A 19,223-nucleotide genomic window follows, 5' to 3' on the forward strand; every position below is an offset into this window, starting at 1 on the left:
TTCAGCGGCTGCACTCGCCCTTGAGCGCAGCGGCCGCCAGCATGGGCAGGCTCAGCAGGCCCATGCCGCCGCCCTTGAACTCGCCCTTCATGCAATCGCCCTGGGCGGCCTCGCGCATGCCGCTGGCCAGCGGGTCCTCGCGCTGCGCATGGATCTGGGGCCTGACCAGGCCCTGCCGGGCCGCCGACTGCACGGCCTCGCGGCCTGCGGCCGAGTCCAGCAGGCGGCCCATGGCCCTGGCGCTGCGCGCGGTGTCCGGGACGGCCTCGGTGTCGGCGGGGACAGACGCTTGCGGCGCGGCGGCTGTCGCGGCCTGCTCCGTGGCCTTTGCAGCCCCTGCGCCTTGCCTTGAAGGCGGTGCGACGGCGGCGGTGTCCGGCCGTCGCGCAGGCTTGTGCCTGGGCGCGGGCGCGGGCGCCGGTCCGGGCCGGGCAGCCGCTGGAGCAGGAGAGGGTGCCGGCGTCGGCGTCGAAGTCGGCGTCTCGACCCAGACCACCTGAAGGCGGTGCGCCTCGGCCTGCCCGGTGCCGGGCCGCGCAATGTCCGGGGCCAGACCCTGCCACAGCAGCGCCCCATGCAGCAGCAGCGACAGCAGCAGGCCCGCGATCAGCCGCAGCCGCCCGCTGCTCAAGCCTCGGGCCCTGCCACCCATTCCAGCAGGTCGCCGGGCTGGCACTGCAGTGCCTCGCAGATGCGCTCCAGCGTGTCGAAGCGCACGCCGCGCACCTTGCCGCTCTTGAGCAGGGAAATATTCTGTTCGGTGATGCCGACCATCTCGGCCAGTTCGCGCGAGCGCATCTTGCGGCGCGCCAGCATCACATCGAGGTGGACGATGATGGGCATGCTCAGACGAATCCCGCGTTCTCGTCAGCGATGCGCCGCGCCTGCAGCATCACATGGGCGATGGAGACCAGCACCACGCCGAGCAGGACCAGCAGGCCATCGTGCCAGTACAGGCCCAGCGTGACGAAGCGCTGCCCTGGCGGATTGCCCATGCTGGCCGCCACCGACATCAGCGCGCGCGTGAAGGGCAGGGCCAGCGCGCCCGCCAGCACCGTCCAGGCAAAGCGCATCAGGGCGTGCTGCGCCTGCTGGCCGAAGACACGGCCCTGCAGATACTCGCCGAACAGTGTCCACAACTGGCGCAGCGCATACAGCCCGCAGCCCACGGGCAGCAGGCTGACCAGTGCGGTGCGCCAGCGCGCAGCCATGTCCAGCGGCTGGCCGGGCGGCATGCCCAGCAGGCCTTCCGCCTGGCCCGAAAGATCTTGCGGCGACAGCAGGGCGGCTGCCGGCAGGGACAGCAGCGCGACGGCACCGAGGGCAATCAGGATGCGCGCCGCCAGGGAGTGGCGCCTCAGGGCGTTGCCCGCGGCGTGGGGCGTATAGTTCATGGCACAGCCTTGTATTGATGAATCGATAAAAAATTATTGTAAAACGATAAAAAATTCATGTCCAAGAAAAACTCTCATGTCAGCGAGACACCGGCCACGCAGCTGCTGCGCGCCCACAAGGTGGAGTTCACCGAGCATCCCTATGAGTACCTGGAACACGGCGGCACCGAGCACAGCGCGGCCAGCCTGGGCCTGGACGAGCACATGGTGGTCAAGACCCTGGTGATGCAGGACCAGGACGCCAGGCCGCTGATCGTGCTCATGCACGGCGACTGCAAGGTCTCCACCAAGAACCTGGCGCGGCAGATCGGCGCCAAGAGCGTGGAGCCCTGCAAGCCCGAAGTCGCCAACCGCCACAGCGGCTACCTGGTCGGCGGCACCTCGCCCTTCGGCACGCGCCGCGACATGCCGGTCTATATCGAAGAGAGCATCCTGGCGCTGCCGCGCATCGCCATCAACGGCGGGCGCCGGGGCTTTCTGGTGCAGCTGGACCCGCAGGTCTGCGTGCAGCTGCTGGATGCACGGCCCGTGCACTGCGCGCTGGCAGAATAGATGCCCTGAAGAAATGAACATGACTTGCGCACACGGGAAGGCGGCCACCGCCTCCAACGGGTTCGCGCAGGTCCTGATGAAAAACATGTGTCGGCGATCAGGGAGGGCGGGCCATCATGGCCGGCCGGATCGCGCGCCGGCGCTCCACAGACCGGCCAAGGACTTCAATTGAACGCGCTCTACCCCCTTCTCGCCACCGTGGCGGCCTACCTGATCGGCTCGCTGTCGTTCGCCGTCATCGTCAGCCGGGCCATGGGCCTGAATGATCCGCGCACCTATGGCAGCGGCAACCCCGGCGCCACCAATGTGCTGCGCTCCGGCAGCAAGGCGGCCGCAGCCGTCACCCTGCTGCTGGACGCCGCCAAGGGCTGGCTGCCCGTGGCCCTGGTGCAATGGTTCGGCAGCCGCTTCGGCCTGGGCGACGGCACGGTGGCCATGGTGGCGCTGGCCGCCTTCCTGGGCCACCTGTACCCGGTGTTCTTCCGCTTCAAGGGCGGCAAGGGCGTGGCCACGGCACTGGGCGTGCTGCTGGGCATCAGCGTCTGGCTGGGCCTGGCGGTGGCGCTGACCTGGCTGATCATTGCCGTGTTCTTCCGCTATTCCTCGCTGGCGGCCCTGGTGGCCTCCGTGTTCGCCCCCGTCTACTACCTGCTGTGCAGTGGCGTGGTCTGGTATGCCGAGACGCCGATTGCCGCCGCCATCGTCGCCATGGCGGCCCTGCTGATCTGGCGCCACCGCGAGAACATCCAGCGCTTGATGGCCGGCAAGGAATCCAGGCTGGGCAGCAAGAAGGCCGACCCGGCAGCCGCCGCGGCCAAGCCCGGCACGGCCAAAGGCAAGCCGCATTGACCGCCGCCACCGCGCTGCGCTCCACGGGCGCAGCTTGCGTGAATGGCGTGGCCGGCCAGCCGCGCTCCAGGCCCTCTCACCACTGACGACCTTCCCACATGGCATCGAGTCCATCGCAGCGCGTCTACCGCGCACCTTGCCCCGGCTGCAGCGCGCCCGTGGAATTTTCCAGCGCGCAGGCCAGCTACGCCGTCTGCGAGTTCTGCCGCAGCACCGTGGTGCGCCAGGGCGATGTGCTGCAGCGCCGCGGCTCCATGGCCGAGGTCTTCGAGGACTACAGCCCCCTGCGCATCGGCGCCACGGGCCAGATGCTGCGCAACGGCAAGCCCGAGCACTTCACCCTGGTCGGGCGGCTGCAGCTCAAGAGCGAGGCGGGCGCCTGGAGCGAATGGGTGGCCGCGTTCAGCGATGGTGCGCTGGGCTTCCTGAGCGAGGACAACGGCCAGTTCGTCTGGTCCTGGCCCTGGGAGGCCGAGGCCCTGCGCAACGGGCCGTTCAAGGCCTCCGACTGGCTGCTGGGCTCGCAGCGCGTGCTGGGCGGCAAGAGCTTCACGGTCAGCAGCGTGCAGAACGCGCGGCTGGTATCGGCCCAGGGCGAACTGGCGCAGCTGCCCGAGCCCGGCACGCCGTACCGGCTGGTGGAGCTGCGCAGCGAGCAGGGCCAGGTCCTGTCCGTGGACTTCTCGTCCCAGCCGCCTGCGCTGAGCCTGGGCGAACGCGTGGTGCTGGACGACCTCAGGCTGCAGGGCCTGCGCGACGGCGCCTCGCTCAAGGGCGAGCAGGGCAGGCACTTCAACTGCCCCAAGTGCGGCGCCGTGGTGCCTGTGCGCTTTTCCACCACCAAGAGCCTGAGCTGCCCCAGTTGCGGATCGCTGGTGGACCTGAGCCAGGGCATTGGCAAGGAACTGTCCTATGCCGAACAGAACGAGCCCGTGCGCCCCGCCATCCCCCTGGGCAGCAAGGGCGCATTGGAAGGCCTGCAGTGGCAGGTGGTGGGCTTTCAGCACCGCATGGGCGAGGAGGCCGGCGACGACGAGAGCTTTGGCTGGGAGGAATACCTGCTGTTCAGCCAGAAGGCCGGCTTCGCCTTCCTGGTCGATTCCTCCGATGGCTGGAGCATGGCCCGCGTGACCACGGGCGTGCCCAAGCTCTCCAAGAACCGCAGCACGGCCAAGTACATGGGCCGGCAGTACCAGCTTGAATCGCGCTACACGGCCGAGACCACCTATGCGCTGGGCGAGTTCTACTGGCCCGTGCAGCGCGGCCAGACCACGCGCAATGTGGACTATGTGAGCGCAGGCGCGCAGAACAAGGCCTTTCTGGCCAGCGAGACCGAGAACGGCGAGACCACCTGGTCGCATGGCAGCGCCGTCTCGGCCACCACGCTGGCCACGGCCTTCGGCCTCAAGCAGCTGCGGGACCGCTCGCAGGTCGGCGTGATGTCGGGCAGCCGCTTCGGCCTGTGGACCATCGTCATCGGCGTGGTCATCCTGTGGCTGGTGTTCGTCATGCTGCGCGGCTGCATGTCGCGCCCGAACTGCAACCCGAACACCGATCCCAACTGCAACAGCTACACCCGCAGCAGCGGCGGCTCCTGGGGTGGCTACACCTCGGGCGGCAGCCACAAGTAAACAACGGAGAAACTGATCATGAACTTCGACTGGTTCAACCCCGCCGCCTTCTTCGGCTCGATCCTCTATGCGCTGGTGGGCGTGGTGGTGTTCTGGCTGTGCTTCATCATCATCGACAAGATCACGCCCGTGGACATGTGGGCCGAGATCGTCGAGAAGCACAACAAGGCGCTGGCCATGGTGGTGGCCGCCATGTGCCTGGGCATCAGCATCATCGTCGCTGCCGCCATCCACTGAACGGGGCCGCCTGGCCCCCCTGCACTCCCCATCTCCCGCCGACACGCAGCCCGCCTGAAAAGGTGCGGCTGCGCTGTGCATGGCGGCGTTGCTGCGTGGCAACAAATTCCTTGTTGATAGTGAGTTTGCAAATGATATTCGTTTGCATTCTAAATAGAATCGCCCCCTTCATTCGAAGAGAGGGTTTCCATGACAGACCATCAAGCCGCCCGCAGGGCAAGGCTTTCAGCGGGTGTGACCGCTGGCATCATCACCACCGCGCTGGCGGGCGCGGTCCATGCCCAGGAGGCCGCTCCAGCCGATCCGGCCCAGACGCAGACGCAGCCGCAACAGGCCCACACCCTGCCCACGCTGCAGGTCAACGCCTCCCAGTACGACCCTGACGACGTGCGCCCCGAAGGCGTGACCACGGCGACCAAGACCTACCTGGCGCCCAAGGACATCCCGCAGACCATCGATACGCTGGAGGTCAACAAGTACAAGAGCTACGGCATCAACGACCTGGCCACCATGCTGGACGGCGTGCCGGGCGTGAACACCACTTACGACATGCGTGGCGAGGGCGTGTACATCCGCGGCTTCAAGGCCGACGAGAGCGACATCTACCGCGACGGCGTGCGCGAAAGCGGCCAGGTGCGCCGCAGCACGGCCAATGTGGAGCGCATCGAGATCCTCAAGGGACCGGCCTCGGTGCTCTATGGCCGCAGCGCGGGCGGCGGCGTGGTCAACATGGTGAGCAAGCAGGCGCGCTTCGACGCCAAGAGCAGCATCACGCTGCGTGGCGGCTCCTGGGACAACGTGGGCGGCACCATCGACATCAACCGCGTGCTCAACGAGAACGTGGCCGTGCGCCTGACGGCCGACCGCGAGCAGGCCCACAGCTTCCGCGAAGGCATACGCAACCGCAACGAGATGGTCTCGCCCAGCATCCTGGTTGACACCCGCACGGGCTGGCGCTGGACCGGCCAGTACACCTATGACAACGTCTGGCGCGTGCCCGATCGCGGCCCGGTCTATGACCAGTTGCCAGCCGGCGTTTCCATCCGCAAGGGCTTCGCGGCACCGGGCGACTACGTGGAAGATCGCCTGCGCGTGCTGCGCTCCGACCTGTCCTATGACTTCAACAACCGCTGGAACCTGCGCTGGGTGGCCAGCAAGCGCGAGGCCAGCCAGGACTTCGACCACTATTTCGCCGGCACCTACCGCGCCGCGACCGGCAAGATCACGCCCAACTACGCCTGGCAGCAGACCCGCAACACCACGCTGTCCAACACGCTGGACCTGACGGGCAAGTTCAGCACGGGCAGCATCAAGCACGATCTGCTGGTGGGCCTGGAGGCCAGCGAGGAAGAGCGCGCGCCGCGCGTCGGCCAGCCCGGCAGCACCTTCTCCTACGATCCGTTGCAGCCCATCGTCTGGCCCAGCCGTCCGGCGCAGGGCAATCCGACCCAGGACAACTATCACAAGGGCAAGGGCCAGGCGCTGTACATGCAGGACCTGGTCAGCCTGACCGAGCAGTGGAAGCTGCTGCTGGGCCTGCGCTACGACAGCTACGACTTCCAGAGCACCAACAGGATCGCCAACCTCACGCGCAAGACCGACGGCAACGGCTTCAGCCCGCGCGTGGGCGTGGTGTGGCAGCCGGTGCGTGAGCACAGCTTCTATGCGTCCTGGAACAAGAGCTATTCGCCCTATGGCGGCCGCGGCATCCTGACCGTGGAAACCGCCGTGGGCGCGGTGCCGGACGATGAGCCCCAGTACTCGCGCCAGTCCGAGGTCGGCGTCAAGAGCGACTGGCTGGGCGGCGCGCTGTCCACCCAGGTCTCCGTCTACCAGCTGGAGAAGTACAACATCCGCTACCGCCCCGATCCCGAGAACGATCCCTACACCTGGGCCATCCGGGGCAAGGACCGTTCGCGCGGCATCGAGTTCAGCGCGGCGGGCCGCGTGGCCAGTTCCTGGTATGTGCGCGGCGGCGTGGCCTTCATGGAGGCCAAGGTGGCTGAAGACGCGCAAAACCCCGCCAACGTGGGCCTGTACCTGCGTGACACGGCCAAGCGCAACGGCAACCTGTTCCTGCGCTATGCGCCCAAGGGACCCTGGTACGGCGAAGTCGGCGTGACCTACACGGGCAGCCGCTTCACCAACGCCGCCAACACGGCCCTCCTGCCCGGCTACACGCGCTGGGATGCGCTGGTGGGCTGGCGCCAGGACGCCTGGACGGTGACCGTGGCGCTGTCCAACCTGTTCGACAAGCAGTACTGGCGCTCCAGTTCCATGCCAGGCGCACCGCGCAGCGTTCTGGTCAGCGCCAACTACCAGTTCTGACGGCGGCGCCCGAGGCGCTGCGCTCCTTCCTGCTTTGCACGGTGTCCGTTGCACGCGGGAAGGGGCGCATCGCGCACAATACCGGCCGTGCAAACCTCAGCCCCTCTTGCCGGCGCGCAGCCGGCGCGTCCCATCGACATCGCCCTGCTGGTCAGCGTTTTCGTGATCGCGGCCTGCGGCCTGCTTTACGAACTGGCTGCGGGTGCGCTGGCTTCCTATCTGCTGGGCGATTCGGTCCTGCAGTTCTCCACCATCATCGGCAGCTACCTGTTCGCCATGGGCATCGGCTCCTGGCTGTCGCGCTATTTCGAGGACCATCTGCCCGCGCACTTTCTGCGCATCGAGCTGATGGTGGCCCTGGTCGGCGGCGCGCTGCCGGCCACGCTGTTCATTGCCAATGCCTACGCGCCCGGCGCGTTCCGGTTCCTGCTGTACGGCATGGTGCTGGTGGTGGGCACGCTGGTGGGGCTGGAGATTCCGCTGGTGATGCGCATCCTCAAGCGCAATGTGACGCTCAAGGACCTGGTGTCCCAGGTGCTGACCTTCGACTACCTGGGCGCGCTGGCCGTGTCGCTGGCATTTCCGCTGCTGCTGGTGCCAAAGCTGGGCCTGGTGCGCACGGGGCTGCTGTTCGGCTTCATGAATGCGGCGGTGGCGGTCTGGGCACTGCTGCTGTTTCGGCATGAGCTGCGGCGCCCGCGTGCCCATGCCCTGGCCTGCGCGGCCGTGCTGGCCCTGCTGGGCACGGGCATCTGGGGCGCCGACCATCTGACGCGCCTGGCCGACGACCATTTCTACCAGGACCGCATCGTGCTCTCCAGCAGCTCGCCCTACCAGCGCATCGTGGTGACGCAGGGGCGCCAGGGCGCGCGGCTGTACCTCAACGGCAACCTGCAGTTCGCGCAAAGCGACGAGTACCGCTACCACGAGGCCCTGGTCCACCCCGTGATGGCCGCGCATGGCGCGCCCAAGCGCGTGGCCGTGCTGGGCGGCGGCGACGGCATGGCCGTGCGCGAGGTGCTCAAGTACCCCTCGGTGGAGTCGGTCACCCTGGTGGAGCTGGACCCGGCCATGACGGACCTGTTCAAGGACAACGCCATGCTGCGCCGGCTCAACGGCGAAGCGCTCAGCGATGCGCGCGTGCACATCCTCAATACCGATGCCTTCCACTGGCTGCAGCAGGGCGGCGATACCTTCGACGTGGTCATCGTCGATTTCCCCGACCCGACCAATTTCGCCATCGGCAAGCTGTTCACCAACAGCTTCTATGCCTTGCTGGACAAGCGCCTGGCGGCCAGCGGCTACGCCGTGGTGCAGACCACCTCGCCCCTGATCGCACGCAAGAGCTACTGGACCGTGGTGCAGACCATCGAATCCATCGGCCTGCAGGCCACGCCCTACCACGCGCATGTGCCCAGCTTTGGCGAATGGGGCTTCGTCATCGCCAGCCACCGGCCTTGGCGCGAGCCCGATGCCCTGCCTGCGGGCCTGCGCTTTCTGAGCGCGCAGACCATGGCGCTGATGTTCGACTTCCCGCTGGACATGGCGCGTGTGCCGGCCGAGGTCAACCGCCTGTCCAACCAGGTGCTGGTCAACACCTACGAGCGCGAATGGGGCAGGGTGGAGCGTTGAGCACCGGCCTCTCGCCCCTGTGGAGGCGGCGCCAATGGCTGCAGGGCCTGGCTGGCGGCGCGGCCCTGGGCCTGGGCCTGTCCGGCTGCACGCCAACGCCACCGCGGCTTGAAGACCTGCCCGGCGGATTCAGCGGCGTGGCGCTGGAGCGCGGCCATGCCTTGCGCGCGTTCTGGCAGCGGCTGGCCCAGGGCCTGGCGCTGCCGGCGCCGGCCGTGGTGCACCGTGCCAAGGTGGTGATTGCCGGCGGCGGCATGGCAGGACTGGCCGCCGCGCGCGCACTGGAGCTGGCGGGTGTGCAGGGCGTGGCCCTGCTGGACACGCAGCAGGCCATGGGCGGCAACAGCCAGGGCGGCAGCATTGCGGGCCTGCCCTGTCCGCTGGGTGCCCACTATCTGCCCCTGCCCGGCGACGATGCGGCCGAGGTGCAGGACTGGCTGGAGGCCCTTGGCCTGCGCCAGCGCCGTGCGGGCCGCTGGCAGTACGACGAGCGCCATCTGTGCCACAGCCCGCAGGAGCGCCTGTTCTGGCAGGGCGCCTGGCATGAGGGCCTGCTGCCCGTCGATGGCGTGGCGCCGCGCACGCTGGAGCAGTACGAACTCTTTGCGCGCAGCGTGGCCCAGGAGATGGACAGGGCGGCGTTTGCCATGCCGTCCATCCGTGTCTGGCAGCGCGAGGGCCGGCTGCCCGCCGCCCATGCCGCGCTGGACGGCCAGACCATGCAGGCCTGGCTGACCAGCCAGGGCATCGATGATGCGCAGCTGATCTGGTATCTGGAGTACTGCTGCCGCGACGACTTTGGCGCGGGCCTGGCGCGCGTATCGGCCTGGGCAGGCATTCACTATTTCGCCAGCCGCCATGGCTTCTCGGCCCCGCGCCGCCAGGACGAGCGCACGGCAGAAGAGGCCGGCGACGCCGTGCTGACCTGGCCCCAGGGCAATGGCTGGCTGTCGCAGCAGCTGGTGGCAGGGCTGGGCTCCACCGACCTGCAGACGGATTGCAGCGTGCTATCCATCGCCGAAGGTGCCGACGGTGTGGAGATCGACGTCTACCACCATGGCCGCCAGCAGCACGAGCGCTGGCTGGCCGCGCGCTGCGTCGTGGCCCTGCCCAGCTTCATCGCGGCTCGCGTGGTGCGCGATGCGCCGGACTTCCTGCGCGCGGTGGCCGGCCGACTGGACTGGGCGCCCTGGCTGGTGGCCAACATCCATCTGCAGCGGCCGCTGGCCGACCGGCCCGGCGCCGATCCTGCCTGGGACAACGTGCTGTTTGCCGATCCGAATGCGGGCGGTCTGGGTTACGTGGACGCGGGCCACCAGGGCCTGGACCGGCTCACGCCCCGGCCCACGGTGCTCAGTTACTACCAGGCGCTGGGCGACTGGCCTGACGGGCGCGCGCAACTACTGGGCCAGCCCTTCGGCTTCTGGCGGGACCGCATCGTCGGCAGCCTGCTCGTCCCCCATCCCGACCTGCTGCACAAGGCCACGCGCATGGAGATCACGCGCTACGGCCACGCCATGGCCATTCCCCGGCCTGGCGACCAGCAACTGCTCAGCCAGGTGGCGCTGCAGTCGCTCCACCGGGGCCGCAGCGCGCAGTGCGCCGGCGAGCGCGTGACCCTGCTGCCCACGCCGGGCACGAGACGCCTGTGGTTCGCGCATTCCGACTGGGCCGGCTACTCGGTGCTGGAAGAGGCCTTCACGCGTGGCCACCATGCGGGCCTGTGGGCCGGAGCGCGGACCTGAGGCTGTTCGCGGTGGCCACATGCGCGGGGCAGGCGCTTCAGATGTTGCCCGGCACCTGCACCATGCGGTACAGCGACTGGCTGCCGCGTGCGGCCAGCACGCCCAGCTGCGCCAGCGTGCGCGGGTCCAGCTCCAGCGTGATGGCGGCGCGCGCCAGTGCCGAGCGGATGCGGGGGCCGTCCTCGCCTTCATGGATGACGGGCGGATAGAGGCTGGCGCCGTCGGCGCCGATCACGCTGGCCACCAGCGGCGGCTGCGGCGGCTCGCCACGGCGCAGCACCACGGCGATGTCGCCGTTGTCCAACCGCACGTAGGTGCCGGGCGGGCACAGGCCCACGGCGCGCACCAGCGCGAAGCCCACCTCGTCGGAGTAGCGCTGCTGCTGGGTGAGTGCGCGCAGCGACTCGGCGGCGCTGCGGCCTTCGCGTGACTTGCGCGGGCTGATCAGGGCCGCGTAGCGGTCCACCGTGCCCAGGATGCGCACCAGGCGCTGCACCGGGGGCAGTGTGGCCAAGGGCTGCTGGGGTACGGCTTCATGGTGGCGGGCCACCAGTTCCAGCCACAGCGCGTCGTTGACGAACAGACGCGCCAGCAGGGCCTGGCTTTGCAGCGGATGGCGCTGCACGGCCTGCTGCTGGGCGGGGGTCAGCGGCTCGCGCTGCAGCGCCAGTTCGTCCTGCAGCGCGTTCATGCCGATGTTCATGGTCAGCGCGCCGCGTACCAGGGTGCGGTGCTCGGTCTCGTTCAGGCGCAGCTCGCGCGCCAGCACATGGCACAGGCAGGCGCAGACCAGGGCATGGGAGGCGCTGTAGCCCACGGTGGAGGAGCAGGCGCGCTGGAACATCAGGTACAGCGCGGCATCGCTGTCGTGGGCGATCAGCTCCTGCAGCCACAGGTCGATCTGCTGCAGCTTGACCAGGAAGCCCTGCACCTGCAGCGGCGCGGACAGCAGCACGGACAGCGCGGCCTCCAGGTCGGACCACAGGCCCAGCAGGTCTTCGTAGGAATCGTCGGGGCGTCGGCTCATCGGTGGCGGGGTGCGGAAAGCGGGGCGCGTGCAGGCCGCATCAGCGCCGCTCCAGCACCATCTCGCTGCCCTGGCGGGTCATCTGGACGTGGGCCAGAAAGCTGTTTCCCAGCAGCACATAGGGCATGGCAAGAGGGGCGACCACGGCGTCCACGCCAAAGACCTCGACATCGCCCACGCGCACCGAGTCCAGCCGCAGGCTCCAGCCCTGGGCGTCGCCGTTGGCGGTGCGCATCATCACGGGCTGGCCCTTGAGAAAGGGCAGGCCCATGCGTTCGGCGTCGGACCGGCCTATGGCGACCGAGCTGGCGCCCGTGTCCACCATGTACACCATGGTCTTGCCATTGATCTGGCCGCGTTCGATGAAATGGCCCCGGTTGTCGGCCTTGAGCACCACGCGCCGGCCAAGCGCGGGATCGCCCGCTGCCGCGCCCCGGCCGCCCAGGCTGATGGGCGCTTCGCCCAGGCGCAATGTCTGGCGGCGGCCCTTGATTTCCACCTCGGCCGTGTCGCCCGATACCTGCAGCACGCGCACGTCCTGCAGGCTGTCGCCAGCCGCCAGAGCGCGTGGCGTGCCGCCGTCGATGACCAGCAGGGCCTTGCTGCCCAGCACGCCGCGGAGTGCCACGGACTGCGCTGTCGCCGGTGGCGGAGCCAGCACGGCCACGCCGGCCAGGCTCAGAAGTACGGCACGCAGGTGGCGCATGGGGCTTGTGATGGAGGGGCGGATGCCGGGCGATCAGTCGCGGAAGTTGTTGAAGGACAGGGGATGGTCGGCCAGGTCCTTGCGGATCAGGGCCATGGCCGCCTGCAGGTCGTCGCGCTTGGCGCCCGTGACGCGCACGGCGTCGCCCTGGATGGCGGCCTGCACCTTGAGCTTGCTGTCCTTGATCAGCTTTTGCAGCTTCTTGCCCAGCTCGGCCTCGATGCCGTTCTTGACCTTGATGGTCTGCTTGAGCTTGTCGCCGCCGATCTTCTGGGCCTTCTGGATGTCCAGGAAGCGCACGTCCACGCTGCGCTTGGTCAGCTTGTTGCGCAGGATGTCCTCGACCTGCTGCAGCTGGAAGTCGGCATCGCCGAACAGCGTGATTTCCTTGTCCTTGAGTTCGATGGCGGCCGAGGTGCCCTTGAAGTCGAAGCGCGTGCCGATTTCCTTGGCGGTGTTCTCCACGGCGTTCTTCACTTCGACGAAGTCGGCTTCGCACACGGTGTCAAAAGAAGGCATGGCAAATATTTCCTGTAAATGTTCTGAAAAAGTATCGCAGCGCGGGACCGGGCGATGCGGGCACGGTGCCGGAGGCGTGGGGACGCGGTGCGACAATCCGGCTGATGTTAGTCGAGAAAAATGTTCCGCTGCAGCATTGCAACAGCTTCGGCATCGCCGCCCGTGCCCACACCCTGGTGCGTGTGCGCAGCGATGAGGATATTCGCCATTTCCTGGCCGATCCGCTGTGGGGCCGCCAGCCCGTGTTCGTGCTGGGCGGCGGCAGCAACGTGGTGATCACGGGCGATGTCGATCCCGTGGTCCTCAAGATGGAGATAGCGGGCATGCGCCTGCTGCGCGAGACCGATCGCCACTGGATCGTCGAGGCCGGTGCCGGCGAGCGCTGGCACGACCTGGTGGCCTGGACCCTGTCGCAGGGCTATGGCGGCCTGGAGAACATGGCGCTGATTCCCGGCACCGTGGGCGCATCGCCGGTGCAGAACATCGGCGCCTACGGGCTGGAGCTGCAGGACCGCTTCGAGTCGCTGGATGCCATCGACCTGGCCACCGGTGAATCCTTCACGCTGGATGCCGCGCAATGCGCCTTCGGCTACCGCGACTCGGTGTTCAAGCACGCCCCGGCCGAACCCACGCCCGTGGCGCGGGCGCGCATGAGCGGCGTGCCGCCGCGCGGCATGGGCCTCAAGGGTCGCGCCGTGATCACGCGCGTGCGCCTGGCCCTGCCCAAGGACTGGAAGCCCGGCCTGGGCTACCTGGACCTGCAGCGCCGCCAGGCCGAGGCCGGCGTGGCCGAGCCCACGGCCCGCCAGATCTTCGACTGGGTCTGCGAGATCCGCCGCGCCAAGCTGCCGGACCCGGATCAGATCGGCAACGCCGGCAGCTTCTTCAAGAACCCGACGGTGACGCCCGAGCAGTGCGCCGACATCATTGCGCGCGAGCCCAAGATCGTGCACTACCCCATGGACGACGGCTCCATCAAGCTGGCCGCCGGCTGGCTGATCGATGCCTGCGGCTGGAAGGGCAAATCCATGGGCCGCGCCGGGGTGTATGACAAGCAGGCCCTGGTGCTGGTCAATCGGGGCGACCGGCACAGCGTGGACCGCAGCGTCACCGGCGGCGAGGTCATGACGCTGGCCGGCGCGATACAGACCAGCGTCTACGAGCGATTCGGCATCCGCCTGGAGCCCGAGCCCGTCGTGGTCTGATCGATCGACGGCCTCAAGAAAACAGCGGCCCGCAGACCATGGAGGCCTGCGGGCCGCTTTGCTTGCTTTGTATCAGCGCTTCAGTGCTTCAGCGCATCAGTGGGCGGAGTGGCTGCTGCGCCAGCCCATGTAGTCCTTGTCGGTCATCAGCACCCACAGCGCCAGCACCATGACCACCACGCCGGACACCACGGCATTGCGCATGGCGTCCATCTGGCCGGCAAAGCCCAGCACCCAGGGCGAGATCACCATCCACAGCCCCAGCAGGCCTTCGGTCCATTCCTCCCACGCGCGGGGCATGAAGATGGCCCCCAGCGCAGCGGCAATCAGCGCCAGGCCGATGACCACGCCATTGGCCGTGGGCGCCATCTGGTCCTGGAACCCGAGCACCCAGGGCGAGACCGCCAACCAGGCTCCCAGCAGGACATTGATCGGGTCCTGCCAATGCTTCATGTATTTCATGGCTGCACCTCCTGCCGCCACGACGAATGAGGGCGGCAATTCGTTGGATCAAGGCTGCAGCATGCAGGTTCCATGAGGATTTTTGTGAAAGTGCCTGCTTACCAGGGCATCTCGCCCTTGTTCACCTTGGCGCCAATGTCCAGCGACAGCGCCATGCCGGCCTGCGGGTAGGCCTGCTTCATGGCGCCGATCAGCTCGGCACTGTTTGCGGCCTTGGCGGCGGCGGCCTCGAAACGCTGGAGATAGTCGCGTGTATAGGCGATGGCGCTGGCGTCCATGGCGGTGCCGGCCTGCATGTGGCCGGGCACGACGACGGCGGGCTTGAGGGCCTGCATCTCGTCCAGCTGCGCCAGCCAGGCCTTGCGCTCGGCGCTCTTTTGCGTGTCCGCCGTCCAGACATGCAGGTTGCCGAACACGCCCACGTTGCCGACGATGGCCTGCAGCGCAGGCACCCAGACATAGGGGCGATGGGCCAGCGGGCCGGTGGTGCCGCGCAGCTCCAGCGTCTGGCCGTCCACGGTCACCGTATTGCCCTGCAGGGCCTCGGGCAGCACGGGATGGCTGGGGGCGTTGGCACCCATCTTGGGGCCCCAGAAGGCCAGCTTGCCCTGCAGCTTGGACTCGATTTTCTCGCGCACGGCGGGCGTGGCCACGACCTTGGCCTGCGGGAACAGGTTCTTCAGCACCTCGGCGCCGAAGTAGTAGTCGGGGTCGGCATTGCTGATGAGGATGGTGGTCAGCTGTTTGCCGCTGTCCAGCACATTGGCGGCAATGCGCAGGCCGTCGGCGCGGGTGAAGCCGCTGTCCACGACCACGGCCTCCTTGGCGCCGGTGATCAGGGTGGAGGTCACGGCAAAGCTGTGTTCGTCGGCCTGGTAGACCTTCATCTGCAGCGGGGCGGGCGCCTGGGCATGGGACAGGCCGGCCGACAGGGCCAGGGTGAGCGAAAGCACGGTGGTGCGAAGCATGTCGATTTCCTTTGAAAAAAGCACAAGACAGAAAACGGGTGGCAGCGCCGTGCTGCCATGGGTGGTACTTTAGTTTTTGAAATCGAGCAGATAAACCGCAGAATATGCGCTTGTTTGTTGCAGAAATCGAGCAGATCCATGGACCGATTGCTGGCGATGCAAGTGTTTGCCACGGTGGCCGAATGCGGCAGCTTCACGGCGGCGGCCGAGCGGCTGGACCTGTCGCGTGCCATGGCCACGCGCCATGTGGAGTCGCTGGAGCAGTGGCTGGGCGCGCGCCTGCTGCACCGCACCACGCGCCGCGTCTCGCTCACCGATGCCGGTGCGCAGTGCCTGCGCTACAGCCAGCAGATGCTCGCCCTGGCCGATGAGGTGCAAGGCGAAATGCGCACGGGCGACAGCCAGCTGCGCGGCCTGCTGCGCGTGACCTGCAGCATGTCCTTCGGCCATGCGCAGATGGCGCCGGCCATTGCGCAGTTCATGCGGCTGCACCCGCACCTCAAGATCGACCTGCTGGTGGACGACGGCGCGCTGGACCTGGTGCAGCAGCGCATCGACCTGGCCATACGCATCAGCGCCGATCCGGGCGCCGCACTCATCGGCCGGCCGCTGGCCGTGTGCGAATCGGTGCTGGTGGCCTCGCCCGCCTACCTGGACGCGGCAGGGCGGCCGCAGACACCGGCCCAGTTGCAGGCCCACCGCTGCCTGGGCCATATGCGCGTGGGCCGCAATGTCTGGCAATTGGCGCGGCGTGACGATGAGAGCGATGAGCAGCAGATCGCCGTCACCACCTGGTTCAACGCCAACGAAGCCACCGTGCTGGCCGCCGCTGCCGTCGAGGGCGCGGGCATCGCCTTCCAGCCTACCTACCTGGTCCAGCCCATGCTGAAGGCTGGCCAGCTGGAGCTGGTGCTGCCGGACTGGCGCCCGCAGCCGCTGACCGTGCATGCGCTGTACAGCTCGCGCCGCCACCTGCCGGTGGCCGTGCGCGCGCTGCTGGATTTTCTCGTGCAGCGTTTCGAGGGCGCGCGCTGGTAGCAGGGGCGTAAAAAAAGCCGCCTTGCGGCGGCTTGTGGGATGCAAGTGTGCGATTTTCTGGCCCATGGCGTCGCGTGCTTGGCGGGCGCGTCCCATGCCAGGGATGCCGAGCAAGGGCCGCCCCGCAGCGAGGGCGTCGTCCCCCTCCCTCGCGAAGCGAGTAGAGAGGGGGAAGCGGCGTCAGCCGCTCAGGGGGTGTAGGTCATTCCTTGCCGCCCAATTGGGGCAGGGCGGTGCTGGTGCCCAGCGACAGCAGGCCGGCCTTGGAGTAGATGGCCAGCTTGTCGCGCGTGTCCATCAGGTCCAGGTTGCGCATGGTCAGCTGGCCAATGCGGTCGGCGGGGCTGAAGGGCGCGTCCTCGACCTTTTCCATCGACAGGCGCTCGGGAGCGTAGGTCAGGTTGGGCGATTCGGTGTTCAGGATGGAGTAGTCGTTGCCGCGGCGCAGTTCCAGCGTCACGGTGCCGGTCACGGCGCGGGCCACCCAGCGCTGGGCGGTTTCGCGCAGCATGATGGCCTGCGGGTCGAACCAGCGGCCCTGGTACAGCAGGCGGCCCAGGCGCAGGCCGTTGATGCGGTACTGCTCGATGGTGTCCTCGTTGTGGATGCCGGTCACCAGGCGCTCGTAGGCGATGTGCAGCAGGGCCATGCCGGGGGCTTCGTAGATGCCGCGGCTCTTGGCTTCGATGATGCGGTTCTCGATCTGGTCGCTCATGCCCAGGCCGTGGCGGCCGCCGATGCGGTTGGCTTCCAGGAACAGCTCCACGGGGTCGGCGATTTCCTTGCCGTTGATGGCCACGGGGCGGCCTTCGTCAAAGGTCACCGACACTTCCTCGGCCTTGACCTCGACCTCGGGCTTCCAGAACGCCACGCCCATGATGGGGTTGACGATGCGGATGCCGCTGTTCAGGAACTCCAGGTCCTTGGCCTCGTGCGTGGCGCCCAGCATGTTGCTGTCGGTCGAGTAGGCCTTCTCGGCGCTCATCTTGTAGCCGAAGCCTTCCTTGGTCATGAAGGCCGACATCTCGGCGCGACCGCCCAGCTCGTCGATGAAGGTCTGGTCCAGCCAGGGCTTGTAGATCTTCAGCGCGGGGTTGGTCAGCAGGCCGTAGCGGTAGAAGCGCTCGATGTCGTTGCCCTTGAAGGTCGAGCCGTCACCCCAGATGTTGACGTCGTCTTCCTTCATGGCGGCCACCAGCATGGTGCCGGTCACGGCGCGGCCCAGGGGCGTGGTGTTGAAGTAGGTGATGCCGCCCGTGGAGATGTGGAAGGCGCCGGCCTGGATGGCGGCAATGCCTTCGCCGGCCAGCTGCGAGCGGCAGTCGATCAGGCGGGCCTGCTCGGCGCCGTACTCCATGGCCTTGCGGGGGATTTCGTCGTAGTCGGCCTCGTCGGGCTGGCCCAGGTTGGCCGTGTAGGCGTAGGGCAGGGCGCCCTTGTTCTTCATCCAGCGCAGGGCAGCGCTGGTGTCCAGGCCGCCCGAGAAGGCGATGCCGACCTTCTGGCCGACGGGAACGTTTTGCAGGATGGTTTCCATACGATGCTTCTCTCAATAACGATGGCGGCTGGCGTGCGGGACGCGGCTGCCGGAAAACACGGAAGGCGCCTGGGCGCCGTCAGGTCGAATGCGTCGGTCTGCTCAGGCGCTCAGGCGTAGTGGCAGATGTAGTGGTAGGCCTCGGTCACGCGGATGTCGAACTTGGAGTTCGCAGGCACCTGGAAGGACTCGCCGGCCTTGGAGGTCAGCCACTGGTCCGAACCGTCGAGCTTGTACTCGCAGGAGCCGGCCACGCATTCCATGATCTCGGCAGCGGCCGTGCCGAAAGTCAGCTGGCTGGGCAGCACCACGCCGGCAGACTTCTTCGTGCCATCGGCCAGCGTGAAGCCGTGGCTGATGCATTTGCCGTCGAAATAGACATTGGCCTTGGTGGTCAGGGTGATGCCAGAGATGGTTTCGGTGGTCATGGAAGCTGGGCAGAGGGTGGACTAAACCGCCCATTTTAGGCCAGCACCCGGCCGCTGCCCGTACGTGCTGGCCGCCGCCATGCAAAAAGCCCCTTGTCGGGGCTTGCGGGGCGAGCGCATGGCGGCCTCAGCGGCGCCAGCCATGGCGGTAGCCGCCGCGCCAGCCGTGATAGCTGGGGCGCGAGGCGTAGTACACGCCGGCAGCAAGGGCTGCACCAATCACCACGGGCGCCACATAGTCACCGGCCGAATACACCGGTTGCACCGGCTGGGCCGGGTAGTAACCACCGTCGTAGTAATTGTTTTCATAGACCACGGGCGGCGGCACGGGCGTGGTGGAGTACGCGGCCTGGGGCGGCTGGTTGGTGCTGTAGTAACCATTGCTGCCGTAGGCGCCGCTGTTGGCTGCGGGCTGCACGCTCAGTGCAATCCAGTCGCCAGGCGGCGTGGCGGTCCGCGTCGTGTAGTTGCGGCCCGCGTACTCATAGACCACGTCGTAGGCCACGGCGCGGTTCTGGTAGTAGGTCTGGGTGGTGCAGTTGCGCACCGTTTGGTATTGGGGCTGCTGTCCCGAGGCTTCAGCCTGGTTGCCCAGCATGGCGCCGCCAATCACGCCGGCTGCCGTGGCCGCAGCGCGTCCGCCGCCGTGGCCGATGGCGTTGCCCACCACGCCGCCCGCCAGGGCACCCAGCACGGCGCCCGCGCCCGAAGTGCTGCGCTGGCCCGAGTAGACGTTCTCATCGCGGCAGACCTGCTGGGGCACGGCCACCTGTTGCGTCACCGGGGTCACGGAAAGCACCCGGCCTTGCTCCTGGGCCAGGGCTACGGTGGCGGTCGTGGCCGCCAGCGTCAAAAGAACCAGGGATTTCATGATTGCACTCCTGTTGCGCTGGCGGTACTTCCTGCCAGGCTCCATGCAAGTGTATTCCTCGGGCCCGAAAAGCAGTTTGCGGCCGCGTAAATCC

At 67.8% G+C, this 19,223-nt stretch carries 20 protein-coding genes; 9 read left to right on the top strand and 11 right to left on the bottom strand.

The window, feature by feature from the left end:
• Nucleotide 1 precedes the first annotated feature (1 nt).
• The 3 genes from INR38_RS14065 to INR38_RS14075 are packed head-to-tail and all read right to left on the bottom strand — an operon-like array spanning nucleotide 2 to nucleotide 1,394.
• Nucleotides 2-631, bottom strand: a complete 630-nt coding sequence (locus tag INR38_RS14065) for a hypothetical protein (protein ID WP_207442199.1) — start codon at nucleotides 629-631, stop codon at nucleotides 2-4.
• The gene (locus INR38_RS14070; RefSeq protein ID WP_013801570.1) at nucleotides 628-843 is read right to left on the bottom strand and encodes a helix-turn-helix transcriptional regulator; all 216 of its coding nucleotides are present in this window, start codon (nucleotides 841-843) and stop codon (nucleotides 628-630) included. Before INR38_RS14070 ends, INR38_RS14065 begins: the two co-directional genes overlap by 4 nt.
• Nucleotides 844-845: 2 nt before the next feature.
• Nucleotides 846-1,394, bottom strand: a complete 549-nt coding sequence (locus INR38_RS14075; protein ID WP_207442197.1) for a DUF2975 domain-containing protein — start codon at nucleotides 1,392-1,394, stop codon at nucleotides 846-848.
• 57 nt (nucleotides 1,395-1,451) lie between these two features.
• On the opposite strand from INR38_RS14075, the gene ybaK reads away from it, so the two are divergent.
• The 7 genes from ybaK to INR38_RS14110 all read left to right on the top strand — a co-directional run bounded on the left by ybaK (nucleotide 1,452) and on the right by INR38_RS14110 (nucleotide 10,368).
• A complete protein-coding gene (gene ybaK, locus INR38_RS14080; RefSeq protein ID WP_012206589.1) occupies nucleotides 1,452-1,946 on the top strand; it encodes a Cys-tRNA(Pro) deacylase in 495 nt (164 codons plus the stop codon).
• Between the two features lie 168 nt (nucleotides 1,947-2,114).
• On the top strand, nucleotides 2,115-2,795 hold the full coding sequence (gene plsY, locus INR38_RS14085) for a glycerol-3-phosphate 1-O-acyltransferase PlsY (protein WP_013801572.1): 681 nt from the start codon (nucleotides 2,115-2,117) through the stop codon (nucleotides 2,793-2,795).
• Between the two features lie 98 nt (nucleotides 2,796-2,893).
• Nucleotides 2,894-4,426: a DUF4178 domain-containing protein gene (locus tag INR38_RS14090; RefSeq protein WP_207442195.1), complete on the top strand. Its 1,533-nt coding sequence runs from the start codon at nucleotides 2,894-2,896 to the stop codon at nucleotides 4,424-4,426.
• A gap of 18 nt (nucleotides 4,427-4,444) precedes the next feature.
• A complete protein-coding gene (locus tag INR38_RS14095) occupies nucleotides 4,445-4,663 on the top strand; it encodes a DUF350 domain-containing protein (RefSeq protein ID WP_013801574.1) in 219 nt (72 codons plus the stop codon).
• A gap of 189 nt (nucleotides 4,664-4,852) precedes the next feature.
• Nucleotides 4,853-6,991: a TonB-dependent siderophore receptor gene (locus INR38_RS14100; RefSeq protein WP_207442194.1), complete on the top strand. Its 2,139-nt coding sequence runs from the start codon at nucleotides 4,853-4,855 to the stop codon at nucleotides 6,989-6,991.
• 87 nt (nucleotides 6,992-7,078) lie between these two features.
• Nucleotides 7,079-8,623: a polyamine aminopropyltransferase gene (locus INR38_RS14105; protein ID WP_034395892.1), complete on the top strand. Its 1,545-nt coding sequence runs from the start codon at nucleotides 7,079-7,081 to the stop codon at nucleotides 8,621-8,623.
• Nucleotides 8,602-10,368: an FAD-dependent oxidoreductase gene (locus INR38_RS14110; protein ID WP_207442192.1), complete on the top strand. Its 1,767-nt coding sequence runs from the start codon at nucleotides 8,602-8,604 to the stop codon at nucleotides 10,366-10,368. Before INR38_RS14105 ends, INR38_RS14110 begins: the two co-directional genes overlap by 22 nt.
• A 37-nt stretch (nucleotides 10,369-10,405) precedes the next feature.
• Here INR38_RS14110 and INR38_RS14115 read toward each other — a convergent pair whose 3' ends face one another.
• The 3 genes from INR38_RS14115 to INR38_RS14125 are packed head-to-tail and all read right to left on the bottom strand — an operon-like array spanning nucleotide 10,406 to nucleotide 12,620.
• Nucleotides 10,406-11,395: an HD domain-containing phosphohydrolase gene (locus INR38_RS14115; protein WP_088164174.1), complete on the bottom strand. Its 990-nt coding sequence runs from the start codon at nucleotides 11,393-11,395 to the stop codon at nucleotides 10,406-10,408.
• A 40-nt stretch (nucleotides 11,396-11,435) separates the two neighbouring features.
• A complete protein-coding gene (locus INR38_RS14120; protein WP_013801579.1) occupies nucleotides 11,436-12,101 on the bottom strand; it encodes a retropepsin-like aspartic protease in 666 nt (221 codons plus the stop codon).
• 33 nt (nucleotides 12,102-12,134) lie between these two features.
• On the bottom strand, nucleotides 12,135-12,620 hold the full coding sequence (locus INR38_RS14125) for a YajQ family cyclic di-GMP-binding protein (protein WP_012206580.1): 486 nt from the start codon (nucleotides 12,618-12,620) through the stop codon (nucleotides 12,135-12,137).
• Between the two features lie 104 nt (nucleotides 12,621-12,724).
• On the opposite strand from INR38_RS14125, the gene murB reads away from it, so the two are divergent.
• Nucleotides 12,725-13,825, top strand: a complete 1,101-nt coding sequence (gene murB, locus INR38_RS14130; RefSeq protein ID WP_013801580.1) for a UDP-N-acetylmuramate dehydrogenase — start codon at nucleotides 12,725-12,727, stop codon at nucleotides 13,823-13,825.
• A 96-nt stretch (nucleotides 13,826-13,921) separates the two neighbouring features.
• On the opposite strand, the gene INR38_RS14135 is transcribed toward murB, so the two are convergent.
• Together INR38_RS14135 and INR38_RS14140 are read right to left on the bottom strand one after the other, a co-directional pair.
• Nucleotides 13,922-14,287: an SPW repeat protein gene (locus INR38_RS14135; RefSeq protein WP_207442191.1), complete on the bottom strand. Its 366-nt coding sequence runs from the start codon at nucleotides 14,285-14,287 to the stop codon at nucleotides 13,922-13,924.
• Between the two features lie 98 nt (nucleotides 14,288-14,385).
• Complete coding sequence (locus INR38_RS14140; RefSeq protein ID WP_012206577.1) at nucleotides 14,386-15,255, bottom strand: MBL fold metallo-hydrolase; 870 nt, start codon at nucleotides 15,253-15,255, stop codon at nucleotides 14,386-14,388.
• A 138-nt stretch (nucleotides 15,256-15,393) separates the two neighbouring features.
• On the opposite strand from INR38_RS14140, the gene INR38_RS14145 reads away from it, so the two are divergent.
• Nucleotides 15,394-16,293 (top strand): LysR family transcriptional regulator, encoded by a 900-nt coding sequence (locus INR38_RS14145; RefSeq protein ID WP_207442189.1) that lies wholly within the window; start codon nucleotides 15,394-15,396, stop codon nucleotides 16,291-16,293.
• 202 nt (nucleotides 16,294-16,495) lie between these two features.
• On the opposite strand, the gene argG is transcribed toward INR38_RS14145, so the two are convergent.
• From argG to INR38_RS14160, 3 genes are all read right to left on the bottom strand, one after another.
• Nucleotides 16,496-17,830: an argininosuccinate synthase gene (argG, locus tag INR38_RS14150; protein WP_013801583.1), complete on the bottom strand. Its 1,335-nt coding sequence runs from the start codon at nucleotides 17,828-17,830 to the stop codon at nucleotides 16,496-16,498.
• 110 nt (nucleotides 17,831-17,940) lie between these two features.
• Nucleotides 17,941-18,258 carry a pyrimidine/purine nucleoside phosphorylase gene (locus INR38_RS14155; RefSeq protein WP_012206574.1) on the bottom strand — a complete coding sequence of 106 codons (318 nt, stop codon included), beginning with the start codon at nucleotides 18,256-18,258 and terminating at the stop codon, nucleotides 17,941-17,943.
• Nucleotides 18,259-18,385: 127 nt separating this feature from the next.
• Nucleotides 18,386-19,129: a glycine zipper 2TM domain-containing protein gene (locus INR38_RS14160; protein ID WP_013801584.1), complete on the bottom strand. Its 744-nt coding sequence runs from the start codon at nucleotides 19,127-19,129 to the stop codon at nucleotides 18,386-18,388.
• Nucleotides 19,130-19,223: the final 94 nt, after the last annotated feature.

The sequence above is a fragment of the Delftia sp. SD018 genome (assembly GCF_017355445.1).
Taxonomy (GTDB): Bacteria; Pseudomonadota; Gammaproteobacteria; order Burkholderiales; family Burkholderiaceae_C; genus Comamonas; species Comamonas acidovorans.